Annotated in this window: 19 protein-coding genes; 4 read left to right on the forward strand and 15 right to left on the reverse strand. The window is 39.2% G+C overall.

The window, feature by feature from the left end; translation table 11 throughout:
* Nucleotides 1-53: 53 nt before the first annotated feature.
* From VF675_RS05285 to VF675_RS05325, 9 genes are all read right to left on the reverse strand, one after another.
* A complete protein-coding gene (locus VF675_RS05285; RefSeq protein WP_440204884.1) occupies nucleotides 54-3155 on the reverse strand; it encodes a type I restriction endonuclease subunit R in 3102 nt (1033 codons plus the stop codon).
* A 58-nt stretch (nucleotides 3156-3213) separates the two neighbouring features.
* The gene (locus tag VF675_RS05290; protein WP_440204885.1) at nucleotides 3214-4035 is read right to left on the reverse strand and encodes a DUF2971 domain-containing protein; all 822 of its coding nucleotides are present in this window, start codon (nucleotides 4033-4035) and stop codon (nucleotides 3214-3216) included.
* 6 nt (nucleotides 4036-4041) lie between these two features.
* Entirely contained in the window at nucleotides 4042-5421 is a 1380-nt protein-coding gene (locus tag VF675_RS05295; protein ID WP_440204886.1) for a restriction endonuclease subunit S, read from the reverse strand.
* Nucleotides 5421-6824 (reverse strand): RNA-binding domain-containing protein, encoded by a 1404-nt coding sequence (locus VF675_RS05300; protein ID WP_440204887.1) that lies wholly within the window; start codon nucleotides 6822-6824, stop codon nucleotides 5421-5423. The genes VF675_RS05295 and VF675_RS05300 overlap by 1 nt, the downstream gene beginning before the upstream one ends.
* On the reverse strand, nucleotides 6814-8544 hold the full coding sequence (locus VF675_RS05305; RefSeq protein WP_440204888.1) for a type I restriction-modification system subunit M: 1731 nt from the start codon (nucleotides 8542-8544) through the stop codon (nucleotides 6814-6816). The genes VF675_RS05300 and VF675_RS05305 overlap by 11 nt, the downstream gene beginning before the upstream one ends.
* Before the next feature lie 242 nt (nucleotides 8545-8786).
* Nucleotides 8787-9689: a recombination directionality factor gene (locus tag VF675_RS05310; RefSeq protein ID WP_440204889.1), complete on the reverse strand. Its 903-nt coding sequence runs from the start codon at nucleotides 9687-9689 to the stop codon at nucleotides 8787-8789.
* A gap of 184 nt (nucleotides 9690-9873) precedes the next feature.
* The gene (locus VF675_RS05315) at nucleotides 9874-10914 is read right to left on the reverse strand and encodes a YqaJ viral recombinase family protein (protein WP_440204890.1); all 1041 of its coding nucleotides are present in this window, start codon (nucleotides 10912-10914) and stop codon (nucleotides 9874-9876) included.
* A 155-nt stretch (nucleotides 10915-11069) separates the two neighbouring features.
* Nucleotides 11070-12113, reverse strand: coding sequence for a DUF932 domain-containing protein (locus VF675_RS05320; protein WP_440204891.1), 1044 nt, complete (start codon nucleotides 12111-12113; stop codon nucleotides 11070-11072).
* A 45-nt stretch (nucleotides 12114-12158) separates the two neighbouring features.
* Entirely contained in the window at nucleotides 12159-12446 is a 288-nt protein-coding gene (locus VF675_RS05325) for a hypothetical protein (protein ID WP_440204892.1), read from the reverse strand.
* A 142-nt stretch (nucleotides 12447-12588) separates the two neighbouring features.
* On the opposite strand from VF675_RS05325, the gene VF675_RS05330 reads away from it, so the two are divergent.
* Nucleotides 12589-12972 carry a hypothetical protein gene (locus tag VF675_RS05330; RefSeq protein ID WP_440204893.1) on the forward strand — a complete coding sequence of 128 codons (384 nt, stop codon included), beginning with the start codon at nucleotides 12589-12591 and terminating at the stop codon, nucleotides 12970-12972.
* A 183-nt stretch (nucleotides 12973-13155) separates the two neighbouring features.
* Here VF675_RS05330 and VF675_RS05335 read toward each other — a convergent pair whose 3' ends face one another.
* Both VF675_RS05335 and VF675_RS05340 read right to left on the reverse strand, forming a co-directional pair.
* A complete protein-coding gene (locus VF675_RS05335; protein WP_440204894.1) occupies nucleotides 13156-14097 on the reverse strand; it encodes a YagK/YfjJ domain-containing protein in 942 nt (313 codons plus the stop codon).
* 385 nt (nucleotides 14098-14482) lie between these two features.
* On the reverse strand, nucleotides 14483-16174 hold the full coding sequence (locus VF675_RS05340; RefSeq protein WP_440204895.1) for a hypothetical protein: 1692 nt from the start codon (nucleotides 16172-16174) through the stop codon (nucleotides 14483-14485).
* Between the two features lie 166 nt (nucleotides 16175-16340).
* On the opposite strand from VF675_RS05340, the gene VF675_RS05345 reads away from it, so the two are divergent.
* On the forward strand, nucleotides 16341-17300 hold the full coding sequence (locus VF675_RS05345; protein ID WP_141991889.1) for an amino acid ABC transporter substrate-binding protein: 960 nt from the start codon (nucleotides 16341-16343) through the stop codon (nucleotides 17298-17300).
* Between the two features lie 6 nt (nucleotides 17301-17306).
* Here the strand turns inward: VF675_RS05345 and VF675_RS05350 are convergent, their stop codons facing one another.
* Complete coding sequence (locus VF675_RS05350) at nucleotides 17307-18188, reverse strand: hypothetical protein (RefSeq protein ID WP_411690727.1); 882 nt, start codon at nucleotides 18186-18188, stop codon at nucleotides 17307-17309.
* A 127-nt stretch (nucleotides 18189-18315) separates the two neighbouring features.
* Between VF675_RS05350 and VF675_RS05355 the strand changes: the two genes are divergently transcribed.
* Entirely contained in the window at nucleotides 18316-18591 is a 276-nt protein-coding gene (locus VF675_RS05355) for a pyocin activator PrtN family protein (RefSeq protein WP_086195890.1), read from the forward strand.
* Here VF675_RS05355 and VF675_RS05360 read toward each other — a convergent pair.
* Entirely contained in the window at nucleotides 18575-19723 is a 1149-nt protein-coding gene (locus tag VF675_RS05360) for a site-specific integrase (protein ID WP_141991653.1), read from the reverse strand. The genes VF675_RS05355 and VF675_RS05360 overlap by 17 nt on opposite strands.
* Nucleotides 19724-19856: 133 nt before the next feature.
* On the opposite strand from VF675_RS05360, the gene dusA reads away from it, so the two are divergent.
* Nucleotides 19857-20888: a tRNA dihydrouridine(20/20a) synthase DusA gene (gene dusA / locus VF675_RS05365; protein WP_440204896.1), complete on the forward strand. Its 1032-nt coding sequence runs from the start codon at nucleotides 19857-19859 to the stop codon at nucleotides 20886-20888.
* 63 nt (nucleotides 20889-20951) lie between these two features.
* Here the strand turns inward: dusA and VF675_RS05370 are convergent, their stop codons facing one another.
* Together VF675_RS05370 and VF675_RS05375 are read right to left on the reverse strand one after the other, a co-directional pair.
* Complete coding sequence (locus tag VF675_RS05370; protein WP_004974901.1) at nucleotides 20952-21725, reverse strand: tRNA threonylcarbamoyladenosine dehydratase; 774 nt, start codon at nucleotides 21723-21725, stop codon at nucleotides 20952-20954.
* Between the two features lie 68 nt (nucleotides 21726-21793).
* Complete coding sequence (locus VF675_RS05375; RefSeq protein ID WP_440204897.1) at nucleotides 21794-22618, reverse strand: TatD family hydrolase; 825 nt, start codon at nucleotides 22616-22618, stop codon at nucleotides 21794-21796.
* Nucleotide 22619 lies beyond the last annotated feature (1 nt).

The raw sequence follows: 22619 nt of genomic DNA on the forward strand, positions 1-22619 counted from the left end.
TAAAAAAATAAGTATTTACAACAAAAAATTAAAACTACCAACTTTAGTAAGGCTTACCTCGTCCAAGCATTCGACAACTGCTCAGCCTGCTTCATGACCAGTTCAATCGCCTCAGCTGCTTTATCTGGTGGGTACTTCCAACGCTGCAAAGTACGACGTACTAATATTTTCAGCTGAGCACGCACACTATCCCGAACCTGCCAATCGACCGTCGTTGATTTCCGTAGCTTCTCTGTAATCTCTCGTGCGATCTGTTTCAGCGTATCGTCTCCAAGCTCTCTGACCGCACTTTCATTGTTTGCCAAAGCATCATAGAAAGCGATTTCATCTGGATTTAACCCAAGTGAAGCTTCACGCTGCATCTCTGCCTGAAATTCTTTTGCCATTTGAATGAGTTCTTCAATGACCTGAGAGGTTTCAATCGCTCGGTTATTGTATTTCCTCAAGGTTTCCTGCAAACGGTCAGAGAAGCGTTTTTCCTGCACCACATTGTTTCGCGTCTTTGCCTTAATGCCATCATTTAGTAACTTTTCCAGCAGTTCGACGGCCAAGTTACGGTATGGCATTTGTCGCACATCTTCCAAAAATTCATCTGATAGCAGGCCAATGTTCGGTTTATCCAAACCACACATTGCAAAGACATCTGTTACCCCATCAGCAATGACAGCATTATCCAGAATCTGTTTTAGCGTACTGTCCTTTTCAGCTTGCGACAGTTTACGATCTACAGAGGTATGCTTGCTAATGACCGCTTTAATGGCTGAGTAAAAGGCAATTTCTTTGTGCAGGTTCTTCGCTTCATCCAAGGTGCTGCATAAAGAGAAGGCTTTATTGATTGCTAAGACTAAATCAAGAAAACGCTTTTTACCATCCTTCAAGCTCAGCACATAGTTAGCTGCGGGGATAATCAGTCGGTGTGCCTGAGTTTCATAAGCACTTAAATCCATGCCAACCTGTTCATTGGTTTTGGCAAACATTCCCCGTATCGCATCCATCTTTTCAGCAAGAACCGCATAAGCTTCTTCTGCACGTAATGTTGGTTCCCCTTTACCTTTGGCATCGGTATAGGTTTTTAAGGCTTGCTTCAATTCATTAGCAATGCCGATATAGTCAACAACTAGTCCACCCTGCTTATCTTTAAAGACACGGTTCACACGTGCAATGGCCTGCATGAGGTTGTGCCCCTTCATCGGTTTGTCGATATACATGGTATGCGTGCATGGTGCATCAAAACCTGTAAGCCACATATCGCGCACGATCACTAACTGCAAAGGATCATTCACATCTTTAAAGCGTTTCTCAAGACGTTTTTTGACTTGCTTGTTATAAATGTGTGGCTGTAACAATGGTTTATCTGAAGCTGAACCTGTCATCACAATTTTGATTTTGCCTTTTTCAGGATCAGGGTCATGCCAATCTGGACGTAAGGCAATAATCTCATTGTAAAGGTGGACACAGATTTCGCGGCTCATGGTCACAATCATGCCTTTACCCGCCGTGGCTTCAGTACGGGCTTCAAAGTGTGCGACTAAATCCGCAGCAATCTGTTTCAGCCGTGGTGTGGCACCCACCAGCTTTTCTAGTCGACTCCATTCGCTCTTAGTCTTTTCTCGGTTACCAACATCTTCTTCATCCTCTACAACCTCATCGACTTGATCAGATAACTCTTCGATTTCAGCCTGATTAATATCTAGCTTTGCCAAGCGTGATTCGTAGTAGATTGGGACGGTTGCACCATCATCGACGGCATCCTGAATATCATAGATGGAGACATAGTCGCCAAAGACAGCTCGGGTATCTTTATCCTCACTCGAAATAGGGGTTCCAGTAAAGCCAATAAAAGCAGCATTCTTTAAAGCATCGCGCATGTGCTTGGCATAGCCGAACTTGTATGTGCCATCATTACCTAGTTTTGCTTTCAAACCATATTGGCTACGATGTGCTTCATCTGACATCACCACAATATTGTGGCGTCCATTTAATAATGGATGCTCAGTCTCACCTTCCAGTAATGCAAACTTTTGTACCGTGGTAAAGATAATGCCACCAGACTCACGCTCAGCCAAAAGCTGTCTTAGCTCATCGCGGTTATTGGCTTGTACTGGCGTTTGCTTTAATAATTCTTGAGCATTGCTAAAAGTTTCAAAGAGTTGTCCATCCAAGTCATTACGGTCAGTCACGATTAACAAGGTTGGGTTGTGCATAGCGGGCTGCTGTAAAAGCTTGCCTGCATAGCAACACATGGAGATACTTTTACCCGAGCCTTGGGTATGCCAAACAACACCTGCTTTCTTATCCCCATTCGGATTGGCTGCTGCAATGGTCGCTTGTACCGCTTCCCTAACCGCATGAAACTGATGGTAGCCTGCAATTTTCTTAATGGTCTTTTCGCCATCTGTTTCAAATAACACAAAGAATCGGATGTAATCTAAAAACAGTTCTCGGTCAAAGAAGCCCCGAACAACTGTTTCTAGCTCCCACTCTAAAGCAGGTTTATCATCTTCATTTTTGATCGTACGCCACGGCAAAAAGCGTTCCTGATTCGCTGTGAGTGAGCCTACACGTGCTGTTACGCCATCACCAACTACCAAGGCTTCGTTATAAACAAATAAATCCGAGATTTCTTCTTTATAGGTTTGCAACTGGTTAAAGGCATCCCATATATCTGCATTTTCATCGGTTGGGCTTTTTAGTTCCAACACAGCAAACGGAATACCGTTGATAAAGCAAATGATATCAGGACGTCGAGGTTGTTTAGTACCTAGAATAGTAAATTGATTAATCGCCACAAATCGGTTTTGATGCACATGGTTGAAATCCACCAAGAAGGCATGGTCGTGTACCCAATCGTCCTGTTTCTTATACGTAACAGGTACACCCTCCAACAACATACGATGGAAGGCACGGTTATTGGTCACTAAGTCCAGACTCTCAGGTTTACTGAGCTTCAATAAAACTTGCTCAAAACAGCTTACAGGTAAATGCGGATTCAAGCGTTCAAAGGCGGCCTGAACGTCAGCTTCCAACAAAATCTGTTTGTAGTCTTTGCGTAGGGGATTACTGCTGTCAGGCGCAATATCAATACCATGAACGACTTCCCAGCCATTTTCAGAGAACCAATCGAGGCAGAGATTTTCAAGTTGTGTTTCGTTCATTCTTTAATACCCATTAAACACTAGACGCTTTTAAGAAAAATATAAGTAATTGAAGTTTTTATAATTCTTTACGACTCCACAAAGACTCAAACTCATCTCGATAATTACGTTTCATTTGATATACAGGAACGTTTAACTTTTCACCTACTTTTTTTAGCAAATTTAAATGACCTTCACACATATTCTCCCCAGCGGTTAAACTCTTAATGCTCAATCCTTGTGGCATATCAATTAATTGCCCCTGTTTTTCAAAATGCACTATTCTAATTTCTTGCTCGTAGGTCCATTCAAGAGTCTTAGTTGCTAGTAATTTTTCCATTGCCTGACGTGGGGTTAGCAACACCTCGGAAATACAAACTTTGGGCAATTTATTAGTATAACTAACGTGATAATATGCGAAATTATTTTGCTTATTACTCACAAGGTCTATCGGCCTAAAATTATATTCAATACAAAAACCTTTATGAGCCTTACTGTAATGTGACCATTGTAAAGGAATATTAAAATCCAAAGAAAAACACTGTACGCCAAAAGACAGTATTCTTTTTTTTATGAGGTCAGCCAAATCTTTTAACCCTAAAAAATAATCCAATTCTTGATGCCAATCGGAAATTTTTCTTTTAATATCATCATCCAATATATAAAAATCATCTATTAGTTTTTCATCGTATATAAACTTTACTAATTTTTTAAAGTTATCTTCATCAAATGAGTTGAATGTCCTATCATCCAGTGACAAACGTAAGTCCAAAGGATCATTAAAGTTATTTGGATTAGAAATAAAAATTTTATTTTCTTGCAATTGTATCAATCGTTTACAGTCGTCGGGTTCAAAACGGTAAAGCGATATACCTTGTCGTACTTGCTGTTGATCAGTCATTTACGCTCAATCCTGTTGCTGTTTAATATCTTCCACACTTACCTCACCCGACAATAATTTTGGCAATAAGGTATCTCGAAGCTGCTTGAGATTATTATTTTCTAGACGTAATTCAATTAGTTTTTGTAAAAAATCGCCAATAAAGATATTACTAATTTCCAATAGTTCATTACTAGCAATACAGCATAAAGCTTGTGATAAATGTTCTCGCTTAATATGACCCATTGTCACGGCCTTTGCCTGTGCAATGCGCTGAAATTCAGCTAAATGATGTTTTGTATAAAAATAATAAAGCCATTTATGATAGTCATTTGATGTAACTTTAAATAAATGCTGATTTAATGCAGCCTTGCCACCACACCAAATATCAACCATCAAAGACCCTGACCATGAGAAAATAACATCACCATTTTCAATTATAAATTTACGATCAATATTAGGTGATGCCTTTTCTTCTATTGTAGCTACACCTGATTTTAATTGTGCAATTTTGACAATAGGTAAAAAATCATATTCATTTTCAGGTCGAAACTTCTGTAAAGCTAATCCATTCAAATAATTGGCAATCTTATCTAAAGGTTTAACCTCCCACCCCCTCGGTACTTCCCCTAACTCACTTTCTACCAACTCATCAGGAAACAGTGCAGCCGTCGCTTGTAACTCAGCAAAATCTTCTTCAGGTATTTGCTGAAGTTCAGCTTCACTTTTACCGCTAACGATACACATAGCAGCAAGCTCAGGGTCTTTACGTTCCTGCTTAGCTGCAATTTTGGCACGGACAGGGTCAAAGTCGATAAACCAACTTTTAAAGAGGGCTTGGGCAATAGATTCTAAAGTTTGGTTAATTTTTAAATTTAATTTAATTTTATTATCTAATGCTATATATTGTTGGACAATAGCATCTTGCTCAGCTCGTGAAGGAATAAATATTTCTAAATTCCTAACAGCTTCTTTAGTAATAGTTTTAGTAACAGATCCATTCGCAAACTGTTTAACATACTGTTCATTAATTTTTAAATATAAATAAACATAAACAGGATTGGCTAACTTTTCATTAATTCTGATTAAAAATAAGTTCATAGCCAATGACACTGGTCGCTGCAAATCAGGCATTAAATATATTGATCCTGCATTTGCAATTTTATTCATGATTAAGTCATTCGGATAAACCTTCGATTTTTCAAGAAAATTGTATGCATGCTCATTAATATATTTTACAGAATCATTAAAATCATTATTTTCAAAATTTGTTGTCCTTACCATCAAGGCATAATCTTCATCATCCAATAGTTCTACATTTTCTTTAAGCTTCTTATAAGCACCATTGGCATGATAATCGGTTAGTACCTCTATTAGGTCACCCAAACGAACTTTATTACTTGACATTATTTTCCTACCAAAAACTCTTTCTGAATTGCCCAATAGCCACGTGTTCCACCGACACGCTCAAGCCAACCTGCATCTTTTAAGTTGTTCAAATGCTTTTTCACCGCTGACTCATTAATACCAAGCTGCTCTGCCATAGAACGATAGGAAACTTTTGGGTTCTGTTGAATTAAAACTAAAATCTCTTTGTGCCGATCTGTCAGCATATCTTCTTGGATTGAGCCACCGATTGAGCCACCGATTGAGCCACCTGCTTGCTCAGTCGAAGGACGGTAAAACTCCCAATCGACAAAATCTCCTTGGGCTTTCAGTTGAGGTTCGACATTGCCTGCCTTCAAACAAAGATCTTTGATCCGCGCAATACCACTGCCCCACTGCTCGATATAACCTAACTCTTTAAATACCCGCGCCAAGACACGATTACGGATCTCAGAACGACCTTGAGCCAAATCTTCTTCAGTCAGACCATTGGGCAAGCCACCCGGGGATACGATATTCAGAATGTCATCATAAATGCCGACCTTAATATCACGCCCTGCATTGCTATAATCACGGTGCAGCACTGCATTCACCAAGGCTTCACGAATAGCAGGAATAGGGATCTCATAGCTTTCTGAACGTTGTAACCCTAAAATTTCAGCACGTAGATGCAGATGATTCTTGATGAATTGCTCTGTTTGCTTCAACTGGCTAAACAAGTCTCCACGGTATTCTTTTTTATCCAAAAACACCGTCATGGTCGTGCCTTTAAAGCGGCTACATTTAATCTCAACCTGCTCATAAAGCCCCAACAAAATGAGTAACCCATGACTTGGGTAATCCTGTCCATTTTGCTGAATGATCAATTTGAGATTCCGCATTTTCTGCAAAGACAGCTCTTTACCCACCTCAGCAAAGGCTTTCTGCAACGGCTGTAAATCAATATCATCTAAACTGTATTGCGGATTCGGCTGCTCATCAAAAGTCTGGTTCAGACGCTGCAATTCAAGTTGCTGGATATACTCAGGCGATGCCACACGATTACTTGCACCTAAACGGATATACGTTCCCTGTGCCTTGCCTTGTGGCTTGAGATAATAAGGCAATAACGAACCACGGCTGACTTCAATCACCAGCAACTCTATGCCTTGGATATTCTCGATATAGATATACGGCAGAATGTTTGGCATACACAGTTCATTGATCATCGAAGTGATCTGATCTTGCAGCTCAAAAATATCATCTTGAATACCTACGAGTTGGCGATCATCACTTACACCCACTACCAATTTACCACCACTGGTATTGGCAAAAGCAATCAGGGTCTTTGCGACCTGTTGCCCTTTCGGTAACTGCTCTTTAAATTCAAGGGTTTGACTTTCACCCTTCTGAATTTCTTGCAATAAAGGATGATCAGAACTCATAACCCAAGCCTTTTAGATTCTTTTTAATCTCACTTTCCAAGACCGCACTTTCAGCAAATTGTTCTTTGAGCTGAGCGGTCAAACGCAGCATTTTCTCAGCGAATGGCTCGCCATCATCTTCCTGCTCGACTGCACCCACATAACGTCCTGGAGTCAATACATAGTCGTGCTTTTGTATATCTTTTAACTCAGCAGAGAAGCAAAAACCTTTCTCATCTTGATAGGCTTCGCCTTCAAAATTTTCGCCTTGTTGCCAAGCATGTAAAGCATTGGTGATTTTGGCAATATCTGCATCGGTAAAGTCACGCAGTACGCGATCTTTCATGTAGCCCAAATTACGGGCATCGATGAACAGCGTCTTGCCTTCACGGTTGGCTTTCTTTTTATCCAAGGATAAGCCGTTCTTTTTATCTTTGGTCAAGAACCAAATACAAGCTGGAATTTGCGTGTTGGTAAACAGTTGTCCCGGTAACGCGACAATACATTCCACCAGATCAGCTTCGATCAAGTTTTTACGAATCTCGCCTTCATTGTTGGTATTGGAACTCATCGAACCATTGGCAAGTAACAATGCCATACTGCCCGTAGGTGATAGATGGTGCAGCATGTGCTGCATCCAAGCAAAGTTAGCATTGCCTTGTGGCGGTGTACCATACTTCCAACGCACATCACTTTCTAGAGAAGCATGCCACCAATCCTTGATATTAAAAGGCGGATTGGCCATGACAAAGTCAGCACGTAAGTCTGGATGCTGATCCTCTAAAAAGCTGTCTGCATTCTTTTTACCAAAATTAAAATCAATCCCACGAATCGCCATGTTCATGGCGGCCAGTTTCCATGTGGTCGGGTTGCTCTCCTGACCATAAATAGAAATATGCTTTTTCTGCTCTGATGCTTTGTAATGCTTTTCCTGTGCATGTTGTTCAATGAACTTTTCACTGGATACAAAGAATCCACCTGAACCCATTGCAGGGTCATACACTCGCCCTTTATAAGGCTGCAACATTTCAACGATTAAGGTGACGATGCTTTTAGGCGTGTAGTACTGTCCACCCTGCTTGCCTTCAGCCAAGGCAAACTGCCCTAAAAAATATTCATAGACATGCCCGAGAATGTCTTTACTGTGCAGACTGAGTTGCTCACCGTTATATTCTGGATTAGTAAAACTGGTGTCAGAAAAAGTATTGATCAGATCAAGTAGCTTGTCATTGTCCAGCTGATACTGTCCAATACGATTCAGAATACCTTTTAGTTTTGGATTGGCTTTTTCAATTTCATCAAAAGCATTATCAATCAACCAAGATACAGAGCGTAACTTCACGTCCTGTCCTTGCTCATCCTGCCAAATGATTGAGCCAATTGGTAAAGCTGCTGCATTGCGGATACTTAACCAACGTGCTGCTTTGGGCACCCAAAATACGTTTTTTTCTTGGTAGTAATCCAGTATTTCTAGTTCGTCAGCAATAGCCTGTAGGTATTCTTCATCGCTATCATAGTGATCACGTGCCATGTAGTAGATATTGTTGTCATCTTGATGAGCGAATAAAGTCTTGAGCTCAGACTGTCGTTCATCAAAGGCATCAGAAACGTACTTTAAGAAAATCAGCCCTAAAACAATATGCTTATAGTTAGCAGCATCCAGACTACTGCGTAATTTATCGGCGGCTTTCCAAAGCTTGTCATCTAAGTCATTTAGAAATTTTTGTTCCAATGAATGCATTTTATTTCCTCAATCCAAGATCAACCGCTTTGGTTTTATACTTAATGTTAAACAATGTTGCTAAGTTAGCATATCTGCGACCTATTAAAAGTCATGCACTTACCAAAAAAAATAGAGATTAATTAAGGCTTGTCATTTTAACGGGATAACCATAGCGAATATAGTCCTTTAACAACTGCTACGTCTTATAATGTCGTAAAAAAAAGAGCAACCTAGAAAGTTGCTCTTTTCCAACCAATCGATTAATTGACGGGTCTGACTGATCGCTGCAACCCTTGCTGAATATCCTGCACAAACCCTTCAGGCGAAGCTTGTTGCTCCACCGAACGGTTTTGTTCTTGTTCAGGGTAGTATTCCTCCAGCACATCTAACCCTTCCTCTATATCCGTTTCAAACCGTGCATTGGCAAAACCCTTCCTTGCGGTAAAGTCTAAAGCCTCCTGATAAAACCCCGCCTGCTTACTCTGCTCATCAATTTGCTTCGCCTGAATAATCGCCTCATTCAAGCTAATCCCTTCTCTTAAAGTCAGATCCACGTAATACACAGGCTGACGATAACTTTGTGTCGTACTCTTGCCCCGCAATATCAACTGCAAGGGTAGACATGACAACAAGCCATTTGATGCTGCATGGTAATAACTCAGCCGTGCAGCCAAAGTCCGAATACTATTAAAGCCTGTAGTTCTAAAGATGAAGGTGCCAAACTCATCCGATTCATCTAAGTTCACATGTAAACGTCCATAAGGTTTGCAGTTGCCACCTTGAGCCAATGGACATAAATCAGGGGATGGGCAGGGATGTTGCTCGACCCCTTGATTGGTTAAACGCTGGCAGGTTTCTCCATTACCGACACAGATAGGTCTTCCAGTCTGTCGGTCAAACAGGCTGTATTCTGCACGTAGGTTTAAGTCAGGATCATTGAAGATCATTCTGACCGGGATTGAGCGTAACTTTTGATTGAGAATATTCGCTCGAAGCTGATCATCCAGTGGATGTTTTATCCAACCACTCTCTTTGCTTTGGATTTGGCTGGTAATGGTGAATTGGTCATCCTTTTCAGGCAGTCGCTTACCGTTCTTTTCAACGACTTTACCAATACTGATACGTCCAAGGATCGGTGGTGTGATCGCTAGACCTTTAATCATGATAATTTTCCTCTAAATAAAATTTTACTATTGACCCTTTGTTATGTAAGCAAATACAAAACCGTTTAAAGATCAGATGAAATGCAAAGACCGCCATTGTTGACCTACCGCTCCTTCGGGAGTCGGTAGGTCGGGGGTGGTTTTTTGCGCTTTTTTGAAGACTGGAAATATTGATGTGATGGATTCAGTCATCGGTATAGATCTGAAAACGTCGTGTCCCTGCTTTGTTTTGCGGAAACTGCTCAAGCATTTCTGGGTGAAGTTTGAGTAAGGCTTTGCTGTCTAAACCGATTGAGTCTTTGGATTTCTTCCACGTCACTGAACCAGTGGCAAAGGTTGCTCGTTCAGCATCCTTCATCAACATCTGGATTTGATGCTTAGTTTCATCAAAGTTATTTTGATGCTGCTCAATGTGATGCTTTTCTTGAATCAGTTGAGCAAACAATTGATTGGCTTGTTCGTTATGACTCAAGTCTTCAACAGTCAACGGAATATGTTGTGGATAGAGCTGCTGTATGGCTTTGGCTGCGGACTCACTGGCATCTGCATCAGGTGGCATATCTTTTTCCACACAATCCCAGAAGTAACGTTCCGCATTGATGATATGTTTGATCACGGATTCGGAGCGCGTCACTTTGAAGATTTTGGTTTCATGACCACAAATCAGCACACAAACATGTGCTGCTCGTTTGCCTGTCACTGCCAATTGATGTTGTACCTGACACAAGACATATAAAGGCACACCCTCTCGCCAAAGTTTTGCGCCGTACTCTCCTGCTGTTTTGCATTCCAGAATTTGAACTTCATCACTACCCACAACTGAGTAATCCAGATTGGCAAGCATAAAATGCTTATCCTCATCAGGATGTTGTAGTACGGCATTAATACGACGGACTTTGTTGTTGGTATGCATGCTGTAGTATTCAGCGACCAAAGGTTCAAGCTGTTTGCCCCAATAGAGTGGAGCGACACCTGAACTTTCATCCTCAATCGATTGTTTGACTCGTCCTGTCTTGATCATCCAAAGTTCCAACATCGACATATAGGGATTCAGTCCACAGGCTGCTGCACAATCACTACTGCCAATACCTTGTCGTCTGACTTCAAGCCATTCAGATTGAGTCATGTTTTTGGTATTGACCAAGCGTTTCGCTGTAAATAGTTTTGGGGCATTAAAGGGTTTGCTGGCTTGTTGAATGGATGGGTTTAATATGGCTGTATTCATAGCTTGCTTCCTCATTTTATATGGATGGTGGCAAATAAAGGGCATAAAAAAACCACACCCGAAGATGTGGTTTAATTTTTTTGAAATGTAATTTTATATTTAAAATATATATAGATAGGTCTAACTTTCCATTGCAAGAAACTCAAATTTCTACGCTATGAAACCATACGCAAAGCCTGTTCGAGTCCACGTTGTTTGATCGCTGCTCCTGCACCAAACCAAGCTGAATCGAGTCGATGATCTGTACTCATGGCACGTCGTTTATGATCAATAAATTCTGTAATTGAACACAGTAATCCATAGGCTGTTCCTTTAGCCGAACTCAAATCTGCACCACGTCCCTGACCATTAAACATGTCCATTGCTTTTGTCATCGCCTTGGCATTAGGTTCAGCTTTTTCCTTGGTATTTGCATGTGCCGCCTGAGTCGCAACATCACGGTAGAACTGAATGATGTTGTCCTCCTGATCTGCCACACTCATGCTGGTGTTATTGAACACCGCATCAAAGAAAGCTGCTGCTTCTCCTTGGGTGACTCTACGCTGACTGAGCTGCTTCATTTCGTACATGTGTTCATCCCATGCACGTACTGAAATGCCCAATTGTTGTTTGACCTTATCTGCATCAAACTTGGTGCTATGCGGAACTTTCACTACACTTGCATTACTGTTCTGACCACGTAAGGCAATCGCCAAGGTGTTGTTGCAGACAACACGAATGGAAGTGAATTGTGCCGTAGTTGCCAAGGTGCCATCACAAGCGGTTGCCAACAGAATGTAGCCATTACTGACATCCTTGCCTTTAAGTGCAGTAGATTGACCTGTACGTGCTAACGCCCAGAATTTCTTGCCACCTTTAAGCACGCCTGCGGTTTCCAATTCAAAGCCTGATTGTTCAGTTAGATCACGATAGAACTCTAAGATCTCACGAGGTTGGACTTCCTGAAAACGTTGACTGACTACTGACAAAGGTGCATGAGTATCAGAACGGTACAGTACACGCTGGTCTTCATACGGCATGATGATGCTTTGTCCTCGTTCATTCTGTGCCATATAACTCACATTGGAAGACTCAATCCGCCAGTCCATACCTGCCTGTTGTGCCCAGATTTCAATGGGTTGATTTTGACTCAGTTGATTCCCTAGTCCATGCCAAGGGGTTTCACCGACATAAGCCATTTGTTCAAGTTGATGTGCCATAGTTTTATTCCTTTTTAAAATCATATTGAAAAATTGGATCTGTTCTTAATTCAGATATTGAATGGGGAACTTTTGGTAGCAGTTATGGCAGAAGCACAAACTTTGCTGCAGAGGTGTGCTTTGTTCTGTAAAAGAATTAAATAAACCACCGAGTACAGTTCCTGCAATTCCTCCAACGATGGGAGGCAAATTCAAAGACTTCGCAACGGTTGTGCCTAAGGCCCCTAAAGCTGCGGGTGATGCAAGATTTGATAATGTTGAATTTGCTTGTTGCACATTCGCTTCAACAATCATGATGTCGGTTGAATGACAAAAGGGACAATTCAAGCTCATGACTTGACTCCTAAATTTTGGGCATAAAAAAGCCTGCACGATGGCAGGCTTAATATTCATTTTTCATGTGTACTCTAAAGAGCTTCATGATTCTCATTAGGATGTTATGTATCTGAAATAATTTGGAATATGATTCAATTTAATGATTGATTTGTTATATAAAATCAGTACGATAAAAAAAATACAAAATGGCTCTAAAATTATGACACACATTCGAATTGCAGATTTTTGTGCAAAGCATGGCTATACAGAGCATCAAATCCGACATGCAACACGTACAGGAAAATTAGATAAAGTCGCCAGAGGTATTGTGAACGAGCAACATGCGATTCAAGCAATGTCTTACACAAAACCGTTAAAGCCCCCAAAGCAAACAAAGGTCACAACTGATACTATTACTCAGCCAGATCAATTTGTATCATTACATTCAACCTCAGAAAAACCTAAGTTTTTATCCCAGGAATGGGTAAAATCTATGATTGCACCTGCAAGTAAAGGTGGAAAAGTTCTACCTCCAAAAGAATAACTTCCATCAACATAGTAGTGAAGGGATGTAGCAACATCCCTCCTTCCACCCTTAGTATTCAGCTAAATATCGAATTTAATTTATATTTATGCCATCTCTTGACGCTTTCAACACATCATTCAGTTGTTTTAATTCCAACTAATTCTGGCAATTGATAATCATCAAAATTCTTAGGATAATAACTCATTGTATAATATTTCTACGCCTATCCACATCATAATGACTGATCCCAAATGTCCTCATGTTAGGAGATGTCTTAGCGCGTAAACGTTGATCTACTTTGTTAGGATTCACCAAATACATACCTGCTCGAAATGCATTCTCCAGTTGTTGTGGTTGATTTCTATGAATCATTCCTATCCCAAGTAAACCATTGACCTCAAACTTTTCTTTATTCTCTTTTCGGTTACAGTTGAAATAGCACCCTTGGTTATTGGTAATGTATTGTTGCCAGTACTTCCCTACTTCCTCTCCTAACCATTCATCGCCGTCACGCATATTGCCATCATAAATAAGTAATAAATGGCAGTGATAGCCCTTCTTTGCACCTTGCTCGAATGCCCAAACACACCCTTGTAAACCACGAAAGTGGGCATCTTTGTTCGACATTCTATTTCGTAGTACTTCCAAAGCCCCATGAAAGTCTTTAACACCCCAATTCTCTTGATGCTCTTTAATTATTCCTACATCTACTCGTACAAAAAGCAACCTAGAATAATGATTGAGTATTTTGTTCAAGTAACCTTCTAATTCAATTTGATTTTTTCGTTCTTGATATTTAAATTTATGAATATCTTGAACAGCACTTTTCATTTCATGCTGAATCATGCCTTGTATATAAAATATATGATTTAGTTCAAACCGTAGAATGTCTGCATAAATATGAAAATCTAGTCTTTCCATGATGTAATCCACAAGGTTAATCACCCTTTTAAAAACCTGTATGATTTTGGAATAGCTAAGATCAAATCTATAAATCTGCTTAAACAGTACTACCGCTTCTAATAATTCTCGTTTGAACTCATCATGATCATCAATGAATTGCTCATGACAGGTACTGATTAAAAAATCTTCGATTGAAATAAGAATAGAGGATTCATTGACTAATGGATTATTCTGGGACATTTAGGTTCTCACTGAAACATAAGGTTCATATGTAAGTGAGGAATATATTTTTTTACTGATCTTGATTCTAAAGCAGGATGTTGTGGTCATCCTGCTTAGCTGAATATGCTCATAGACTTTGGAACATACTATAGAGATAATTCAGATTGTTTTAGCTCATTGTAATTTATACGTTGTCTATAGCCCATTTAGGTATGGGCTATACTGAGTTAGATGACTCATTGTATTTACTTAACTAGATAAGATATTGTTTATATTATTAATATATATTACTTATAGATAATAATATATATTACCTGCTAAGCACTCTACACTGTAGTTTCGATAAGTTCGTTCATCTACATAACGCTAATCGCCAATCTATCGGATTTTGCTTAGGCTAAAGTTACGCCATAACCTTAATTTTATTTTTAGAAATATTAAAGCGATCAACAGCAACACAACTCTTAGGCAGTAAGCCAAAATCCTGTAGTTCTTTGAGGCTCGGTTGAATGGATTCACTAGAAAAATGATTACGCCTTTCATCTTGCAAAATTTCTTGCTCAGATACAAATGCAAGGTTTTCATCTAAAGTAATTTTGGTAAATTGATTCGAGGCTTGACTTGGAAATGGCATAAAAATACAAATATATTGTGTTTGCTTCGCATGACGAGGAACAATACAAAATTGACTGAATTGTTCTTTAAAGCCTAAATGCGTTAAAAATGGATAAAGCTGATTCTTCGCGATCAAGGTCATCATCAGACCTAACATTGATAAAAGAGTACTGCTACTCCGAGCAATACGATCAGACGTTTCAAATGAATTATCTTCAGCAAATTTCAACAAAGCATTCAATTGTAAGCTACCTGACATTTTTTTCAAATCATGTAAATCTACGTAATCTCCACATCTAGATAATGCCTGAGCTCTAGACAGATTATTGTAAATCTGGGCACACCATTGTTCTAAATGGCACTGAAGATATCCAAGTAAAGAAACTACCCCATTCAAATGTGTCTTTGAATTTTTTTGTGGGAAAAACTCAATTAAATCTCTAAGCCATTGACTGCTATCATGAGCATTTGGCATCTCAAGAAAAAGTGACAACAGATGTATTATAAATCGATATTCAAACCGTTCATGTTCAGGTATTGAAGAATCCTCCTTAACCATCTCAATCGTCAATCCCTTTGTAGCAGCGATCAAGTCTGGCATCCTTGTGAAAAGGTTTACAAAAACCTGATAAGCATCGTTAATCGTTAAAATATTTGTTAATGTAGCTTTTTTGCTCTCTAAAAATTGCAATAAACTTGCAACCTGCTGCACCTCAAAGGAGTGTGGTTCTGGATATTGAATTATAAAATACCGTCCATAGGTTGCTTCTTCCTGCCAGATTTCATGAGATAAATTCAGCATATAAAATGGATTAGATACTCTTAAAATTTTACTGGATAGCACACCATCAACTCTTACTCTGATCACTCCCTGAATCTCTAATATCTTGATGCATCTAAAAATTGCATCTTTAGACATACCTGTTTTGTGCTTTAATTCGTGTATTCCACACTTATTGGTAATCCCATATTGATTACTATTTCTAACCAATACCATAAGCACTAAAGCGGACTTAAAATCCAAGATCCCCGACAATCTAGATGACGTATGTTGAAAATGGTGCATATAAAAATCATCTAGTCTGTTTTCAACAAGATTTTGAAAAAGCCCTATAAGAGGGAAATTATCTGCTCTTGCTGTTTGACGAAACCACTGTTCTAATTTCAGTGGATTAATTTTTTTTGCATTCATACAAGCTAAGAATAGGCTGTAATCGATATAACTCTTTTTTTCAGAAGTTAGCCCATCTTTTCCTTGGATTAAAATTCTGTGGGCTTCCAACTCAGTAATACATTCCTTAATTTTTTTTTCATTGATATGAAAGGTCGTTGCCATTTTTTTTATGGATGGAACAGCTTCTCCCAATTTCAGTTCAGCTATGAGTTTAAGTAATAGCCACCTTGCTTGAGGACTTAAAGCAATCGGTGAATAGTCATGAATCAGCAAAAAAAATGCAATCTTAGATTCAGATGAATTCATTCTATTTCCCCTAATTTTGCCCACGGCTCTAGCCAGTAAAAGTCAGCACTCAAGCGTAAGACACTACTATTAATATTAGCTTTAATATTAACTTAAAATTTTATTTAACATTAATTTAATGTTAAGTTAATATCAATCAAGTCAATAATTACCTACAGACAAGAATATGGCAAGACCCTACGAGCACCTTAATATCTGGATTCAAAATGATCGAGAGCTTAAAGAAGAATTCATACTACAAAATAAGAATGAGTGGCTTAAAAATTATCCCAATGAATTTTATGTTTCAGTGACTCGGCACAATAATTTAGGTCCATATGCTGAAGTAGCTGTACTAAGCACAAAGGAAGTAATGACCATTTCAAAACGGTTATATGAAATCATTCGAAAAAAATTCAGAGAGTTTAAATACTGGAAAAATCACAAATCAAAGGGGCATTTGCAAGCAAGAATAAGTAAGAACACCAAATTAAAGTTAGAGAACATCAAAAGAAAGTTGGAACACGGAAATGCCTCTACAACACTTGAGCATATGATTAAAAATTTTGATGAAGACAAATTTAAACTAAAATTGCAGGTTGAAGATTTACAAGAACTACTTAAAGTGGCAAAAAGTAATGAAGCATTACTTACAAAGCGGTCAGAAAATACCTTAAAAATGCAGCAAGCTTATGACAACCAAATTCAAGAGTATTTATTCAACCAATGTGTGGCTATTACACTAAAACTGAAAATGCTTGATCAATACATTTCCTCTAAAGAAGATATTGATAGCATCTACGAGTCTTTTGATAAAATTGAAAAAGAAGCAGCACAAGCTGAAATCATTACTGAGCTAAAATCTAGACTTGAAGATAAAATACTCAACATCAAAGCATCTTTAAAACCAGCCTCTGATGACATAATCCCACTTAATATAAATACCAGCCAAGACTTTCATGAAAATACTAAAATACTTCCTAGATTTTCAGGTTATGCAAAAGAGCATCCAACATCACATAAAAGTTCTGTCTCTGAGAACCTGCCTGAAGAAAATCCTGATACAGAAATCCCCTCCATAAAAACTAATACTGAACATTCACATTTACGTGAAGATCTATTTAATCCATTCAAAAAAAATACTTAGAATTGATCAAAGTATTATTTCCGACAAGATAGTAGGCTGAGTTCGGAGCTCATGAATGATGGTTTCAGCAATGTATCCACCACTGTAAGGCATCTTATACCCAAACTTTTCCATCTCTTTAGAAGGATATTTTGCTTTCAGTATCTGATTAAAATTGTTAAGTTCTAGCTGTAATTTTTCTATTTTTTTCGTAATTGATGCTGGCTTTCTTCGCACGCCATCTGACTGAGCTTTAGCATACAACCGCTTACTCTCCTGCTCTAATTCACTGAGCGTTTTTTGCTTAAGCACAAGTTCAGACTGAAGCCATTCAATATCGTAAGCCTCAAAAGCTTTGACTAGATCATTAAGCACAAAATTAACTGCTTGATTCAAATTATCCCATTTGCCACGACGCGCCACCTGCTCTCTTAAAGTGCGATATAAAATTTCCCGTCTTGGATACAAATGCTTGTCGTAACGAGCTTTGACTGCAATAATTGCCTTTGCACTTTTGGCAAGTGTACGGTTCTGAATAAACTCCACCCCACCAAGCATTTGCACATAAGCAATTAAAATATCTGAATATTGCCTTTGGAAAATTTTGGCAGGCAAGTTATTCACCTCAAGTCTTAATGTATTTATCTGCATTAAAAGCTGTGCAATCTGGAATGGCTTGAAAGGGATTGAAACCACATCCCCCATCATTTCTAAATGAAAAGCTGACTGCTCACTCAATGGAAAATCATTCTGCTGCATTCTTTTTATGATTTTTTCTTTTTGATCAATATATGATTGATTCTCCGTTTCTATTAATTCATTATCCAATTCACACTGATAGTAGTAACAAAAGTTTAACCATATATCCTGCTCAAGCTGCTCTAAGCTTGATAATTTTTTATCAATCATAATGTATTAAAATACAGATAATTACATAGCATAATACTACTATATTTTTAAAAGCTAGCACCAATCTACTTTTACTATTTTCAGGATACTAAACTAAATTCATCAAGATAACTGTTAAATTTTAATCATGAATATATCTTTAAAAATTTCCACATCCGATTACTTATTTATGAAATATCGCTCTATGACAGTAGAACTAATGACTATAGTTTCTGACTATTATCCTCATCTTAGTAAAGCCGAAGCATTGAGAAAGGCGAATAATCAAGAATTCCCTTTCTCTGTATTTAAAATAGATCAGAGTAAACGTGCACCATTTCTAGTACACGTAAAAGATTTAGCAGATATTTTAGACAAAAAGTATTCAGAAGCTTCTAAAGACTATGCTACGTTTCATCGATGAGGCGTAGCACCTCTTCAAATTGTATAACATCTCTTCTTGCCTTCACTGATACATATCGCTGTAAACTACTCCAAGAATCATGCAAACTTACTTTCTGAATTTCGGGAATAGTCATGCTCTGTTCAGCTAATCGAGTACAGCCTTCATGCCTCAAGTCATGAAATCGTAAATCTTCAATCCCCAACATTTTACAAGCTTCTCTAAACTCTTTGCCTAAACTTTTAGGGTTTAACGGTAATAGTAAATTTTCATCATGTCCAAGTTTTAACATCCGTTCTCGAACTTCTGAATGCTTTAATCTTTTGATCAGTTCCTTACAAGGATCAAGTACATCAAATGATTTGTGATTGCCTTTAGAACCATTCGGATTCTTTAGATCATGCACTTTCCACGTTGAATGATGTAGGTCATAATCTTGAAGATACAATCGTGTTAATTCAGCTTCACGTCTGCATGAGAAAATTGCAAACCACATAATCAAATGCATTGGGTATTTAGAGCCATAACGATTTAGCTTCCATCGTTCTGCAAAATACTTCGTCAATGCAATCAATTCATCTCTTGAAGGCAGTCGGTCTCTTTTTTGACTGGAGGATATTTGACGTGTTTTTCTTAACTGAGCAGTAGCCTTATCAAAGCTATTTAAATCAATATCCATTTCCCACATAACAGCAGCATGAGAAAGAACACCTCTGATATGTAAAAGCTCATGTTGCAGTGTACTAGTCGCAATAGGTTCAAGATCGAGGTACGGAATTCCACCCTTCCTTAAAGCCACATGTTCGGCCAAATGTACTGATTTTATTTTTGTGATAATATTGCGCGCAATTGGTAGCTTCTTAATTAAGAGCAGAGAATAGCGTTTCGTCCTTCCGTACTCGCTCCCGACTTCATCCAAATATTTATCTATGGCATCTGATAAGGTCAGATCAATCAACTTTTCTTTGCCAAGCAAAATATCAGGATTTTCTTGAATTTCGACTTCTCGTTTCTTAATCCAGTTTTCAGCTAATTTCTTTGAGTGAAATGTTTTACTTTCAGAAAAAGCAGGAAAGCCCTTTCGAGTGATTCGAATCGCAGCACGATAGTTAACTTTACCATCTGCACCTTTCCTTGCTGTAATTGACCCCATAATTTACACCAAAAGCTATTTTTCCTATTATGGTGTAAAATTTGGTGTAAATGCAAACGGATTCACCCACCTAAACACAGGTTCAAACAGATTCTCGCAGGTTGCAGAATATAGATTAAAGGTATGATTTTTAATGACTATTAACAAAAACATTGAAAACACTCAATCTCCGAGAATCAGTGTTGCCCCGATGATGGATTGGACTACCCGCGATTACCGTTTTTTTGCACGTTTATTTAACCCCAATATCATTCTGTATACTGAAATGGTAACCACTGGCGCAATTTTATTTGGTGATGCCAAGCGCCATTTAGATTACAGCAAAGAAGAACATCCTATTGTCTTGCAGTTGGGCGGTTCAAATCCGAAAGACCTTGCGACCTGCAGTAAAATGGCACAAGACTGGGGTTATGATGAAATCAACCTGAACGTTGGCTGCCCAAGTGATCGAGTACAAAACAATAAAATTGGCGCATGTTTAATGGCAGAACCAGACTTGGTGGCAGAGTGTATTGCCGCCATGCGTCAAGCGGTTGATATTCCTGTGACCGTAAAACATCGGATCGGGATTGACGACATGCACTCTTATGCAGAGATGCTGCATTTTGTGGATACTGTGGCTCAAACAGGTTGCAATAACTTTATCGTGCATGCCCGAATTGCCTTATTACAAGGTTTATCCCCTAAAGAAAACCGCGAAGTTCCGCCTCTGCGTTATGAGGATGTGTATCGTTTAAAACATGACCGCCCTGAATTGTTGATTGAAATTAATGGTGGAATTAAAACGTTTGCCGAAACCCAACAACACCTCAAGCATGTCGATGGGGTGATGATTGGTCGTGAAGCCTATCACAACCCTTATTTACTGGCAGAGCTTGGGCAATTATGGGGGCTAGAATTACCTGACCGTTTTGAAATTATGCAGCGCATGTTGCCGTATATTGAACAACGTCTACAACAAGGTGCACCACTTTCTGTCATTACCCGCCATATTTTAGGTTTATTCCAAAACCTGCCAGGTGCACGTAAATGGCGTCAGGCACTAAGTGGCGGCAATGCCAAAACATTTGCAGATGTAGAGCAAGCATTGGTCAATATTCAAGCAGCAATGCTGCGTACGGAAGACTATTTAAAAGAGCAGCAGCTACAACGACCTACTGAATAAAGTCATTGGCGATGTGCAAAATCAAAGAACTTTTTTATAAGCCATGCCTCGCATGGCTTTGATTTATGTATTTTTAGCCTGTAAGGCATCTAACTTTTTCAACACTTCTGCCACAGCTACCATCGCAAAACTGGACGTGACCACCACCGCCGAACCATAGCCGCCACAGCGCAAGCCTGCGCTTGGGCATACATCGGCACTAGAAAATGGATTGTCGATGGAATACACACAGGTAATCCCAAACTTTTCTTTTGGCTTTTTACAAATACCTTTGCTGCGTAATTGGGCGCGCAATTTGGCCAACATTGGGTCTTGTTCGGTTTTAGATAAATCTGCCACTCGAATTTTCAACGGATCAAGTTTGCCACCTGCACCACCCGAAACAATCAGTGGAATCTTGTTAAAACGACAATGCAGCATCAACGCTAGTTTAGCTTTTACGTCATCAATGCAATCTAAAATCAAATCAGGTGCAGTCGCCAATAACGCTTTGACGTTATCTGGACTGAGGTAATCATCGACCAAATTAATTTTGATACGTGGATTAATGGCGCGACAACGCTCTGCCATGACATTAATTTTTTCATGCCCCAAGGTTGAGCTCATGGCAGGCAATTGACGGTTAATGTTAGATGCTGCGACCACATCCATATCCACCAATGTCAGCTCGCCGATACCCGTACGTGCCAACGCCTCAACCGCCCAAGAGCCGACACCGCCAATTCCTATCACCATGACATGACTTTGGGCATAATGCTGAAAAGCACTGTCGCCATAAATTTTGGCCACACCTGCAAAACGGCGTTCATATTCATCATCTTGAAGAAGATCTGTCATGCTGCAATCAAATTTAATTTCAAAGTGTGGGCATTTTACTGCGTTTCGCAGACTTCGTGTTGTTTCATCTAAAGTTTAGGCAGGTCTAATACTTGAACACTATTCTGCCAAAGCTGTGCGGCTAAAGTCTGCGGTGCAATATCTAAACAATCCGCCAAACCTTCAAGCACATAAATCAGGTTCGCAGGGGTATTTCGGGTTCGTGATTGAGTATCTGTCTGACAACATAAAGGCGTCATATCGGGACAGTCGGTTTCCAAAACCAAATGTTCAGCACCAATTTCCTGCACAACACGGCGCAGTTTTTTTGCATTGGGATTGGTAATCTGCCCTGTCACACCAATTTTAAAACCCAATTTGATCAGTGCTTTGGCTTCTTCCACCCCACCGCTAAAAGCATGTGCAATGCCACCAAACTGAAATTGTTGCTGTTTGAGTGTTTTTAAGGTTTCGGCATGGGCCTTACGAATATGTAGCAGTACAGGTTTTTGTCGATGGCGTGCGATTTCCAATTGCGCGGCAAAAAAATCTTGCTGCTTTTGAAACGCTTCAGGCTGTTTATGTTCAACCAAAAAAGTGTCTAAGCCAATTTCACCCACCGCGACACAATGCTGTTGTTGCAAAAAATGTTCTAAATCTTGTAAATGTTGGTCTTGATGTTGTTCGATATAAAAAGGATGCAAGCCTGGTGCAAGATGACTTTGTGGCACATGCTCAAGTTGGTTTAAAAACTGTTGTGTAGAGATTAAATCTTGAAAACGTGATTGTACAAAGCCAATCAGTACCAAATGTTCTACGCCTGCTGCCTTGGCCGCATACGCCAATTGCTCCCGATCTGAGTCAAAATCAGGTACATCAAAATGGGTATGTGTATCAAACAGCGCAATGCTCATA

The sequence above is a fragment of the Acinetobacter sp. Lyrl_1 genome (assembly GCF_051948795.1).
Lineage (GTDB): Bacteria > Pseudomonadota > Gammaproteobacteria > Pseudomonadales > Moraxellaceae > Acinetobacter > Acinetobacter towneri.

Bases quoted from the DNA above. Each gene is read 5' to 3' on its own strand.
- VF675_RS05285 (WP_440204884.1), bottom strand. From the start codon at position 3,155: ATGAACGAAACACAACTTGAAAATCTCTGCCTCGATTGGTTCTCTGAA.
- VF675_RS05290 (WP_440204885.1), bottom strand. From the start codon at position 4,035: ATGACTGATCAACAGCAAGTACGACAAGGTATATCGCTTTACCGTTTT.
- VF675_RS05295 (WP_440204886.1), bottom strand. From the start codon at position 5,421: ATGTCAAGTAATAAAGTTCGTTTGGGTGACCTAATAGAGGTACTAACC.
- VF675_RS05300 (WP_440204887.1), bottom strand. From the start codon at position 6,824: ATGAGTTCTGATCATCCTTTATTGCAAGAAATTCAGAAGGGTGAAAGT.
- VF675_RS05305 (WP_440204888.1), bottom strand. From the start codon at position 8,544: ATGCATTCATTGGAACAAAAATTTCTAAATGACTTAGATGACAAGCTT.
- VF675_RS05310 (WP_440204889.1), bottom strand. From the start codon at position 9,689: ATGATTAAAGGTCTAGCGATCACACCACCGATCCTTGGACGTATCAGT.
- VF675_RS05315 (WP_440204890.1), bottom strand. From the start codon at position 10,914: ATGAATACAGCCATATTAAACCCATCCATTCAACAAGCCAGCAAACCC.
- VF675_RS05320 (WP_440204891.1), bottom strand. From the start codon at position 12,113: ATGGCACATCAACTTGAACAAATGGCTTATGTCGGTGAAACCCCTTGG.
- VF675_RS05325 (WP_440204892.1), bottom strand. From the start codon at position 12,446: ATGAGCTTGAATTGTCCCTTTTGTCATTCAACCGACATCATGATTGTT.
- VF675_RS05330 (WP_440204893.1), top strand. From the start codon at position 12,589: ATGATTGATTTGTTATATAAAATCAGTACGATAAAAAAAATACAAAAT.
- VF675_RS05335 (WP_440204894.1), bottom strand. From the start codon at position 14,097: ATGTCCCAGAATAATCCATTAGTCAATGAATCCTCTATTCTTATTTCA.
- VF675_RS05340 (WP_440204895.1), bottom strand. From the start codon at position 16,174: ATGAATTCATCTGAATCTAAGATTGCATTTTTTTTGCTGATTCATGAC.
- VF675_RS05345 (WP_141991889.1), top strand. From the start codon at position 16,341: ATGGCAAGACCCTACGAGCACCTTAATATCTGGATTCAAAATGATCGA.
- VF675_RS05350 (WP_411690727.1), bottom strand. From the start codon at position 18,188: ATGATTGATAAAAAATTATCAAGCTTAGAGCAGCTTGAGCAGGATATA.
- VF675_RS05355 (WP_086195890.1), top strand. From the start codon at position 18,316: ATGAATATATCTTTAAAAATTTCCACATCCGATTACTTATTTATGAAA.
- VF675_RS05360 (WP_141991653.1), bottom strand. From the start codon at position 19,723: ATGGGGTCAATTACAGCAAGGAAAGGTGCAGATGGTAAAGTTAACTAT.
- dusA (WP_440204896.1), top strand. From the start codon at position 19,857: ATGACTATTAACAAAAACATTGAAAACACTCAATCTCCGAGAATCAGT.
- VF675_RS05370 (WP_004974901.1), bottom strand. From the start codon at position 21,725: ATGACAGATCTTCTTCAAGATGATGAATATGAACGCCGTTTTGCAGGT.
- VF675_RS05375 (WP_440204897.1), bottom strand. From the start codon at position 22,618: ATGAGCATTGCGCTGTTTGATACACATACCCATTTTGATGTACCTGAT.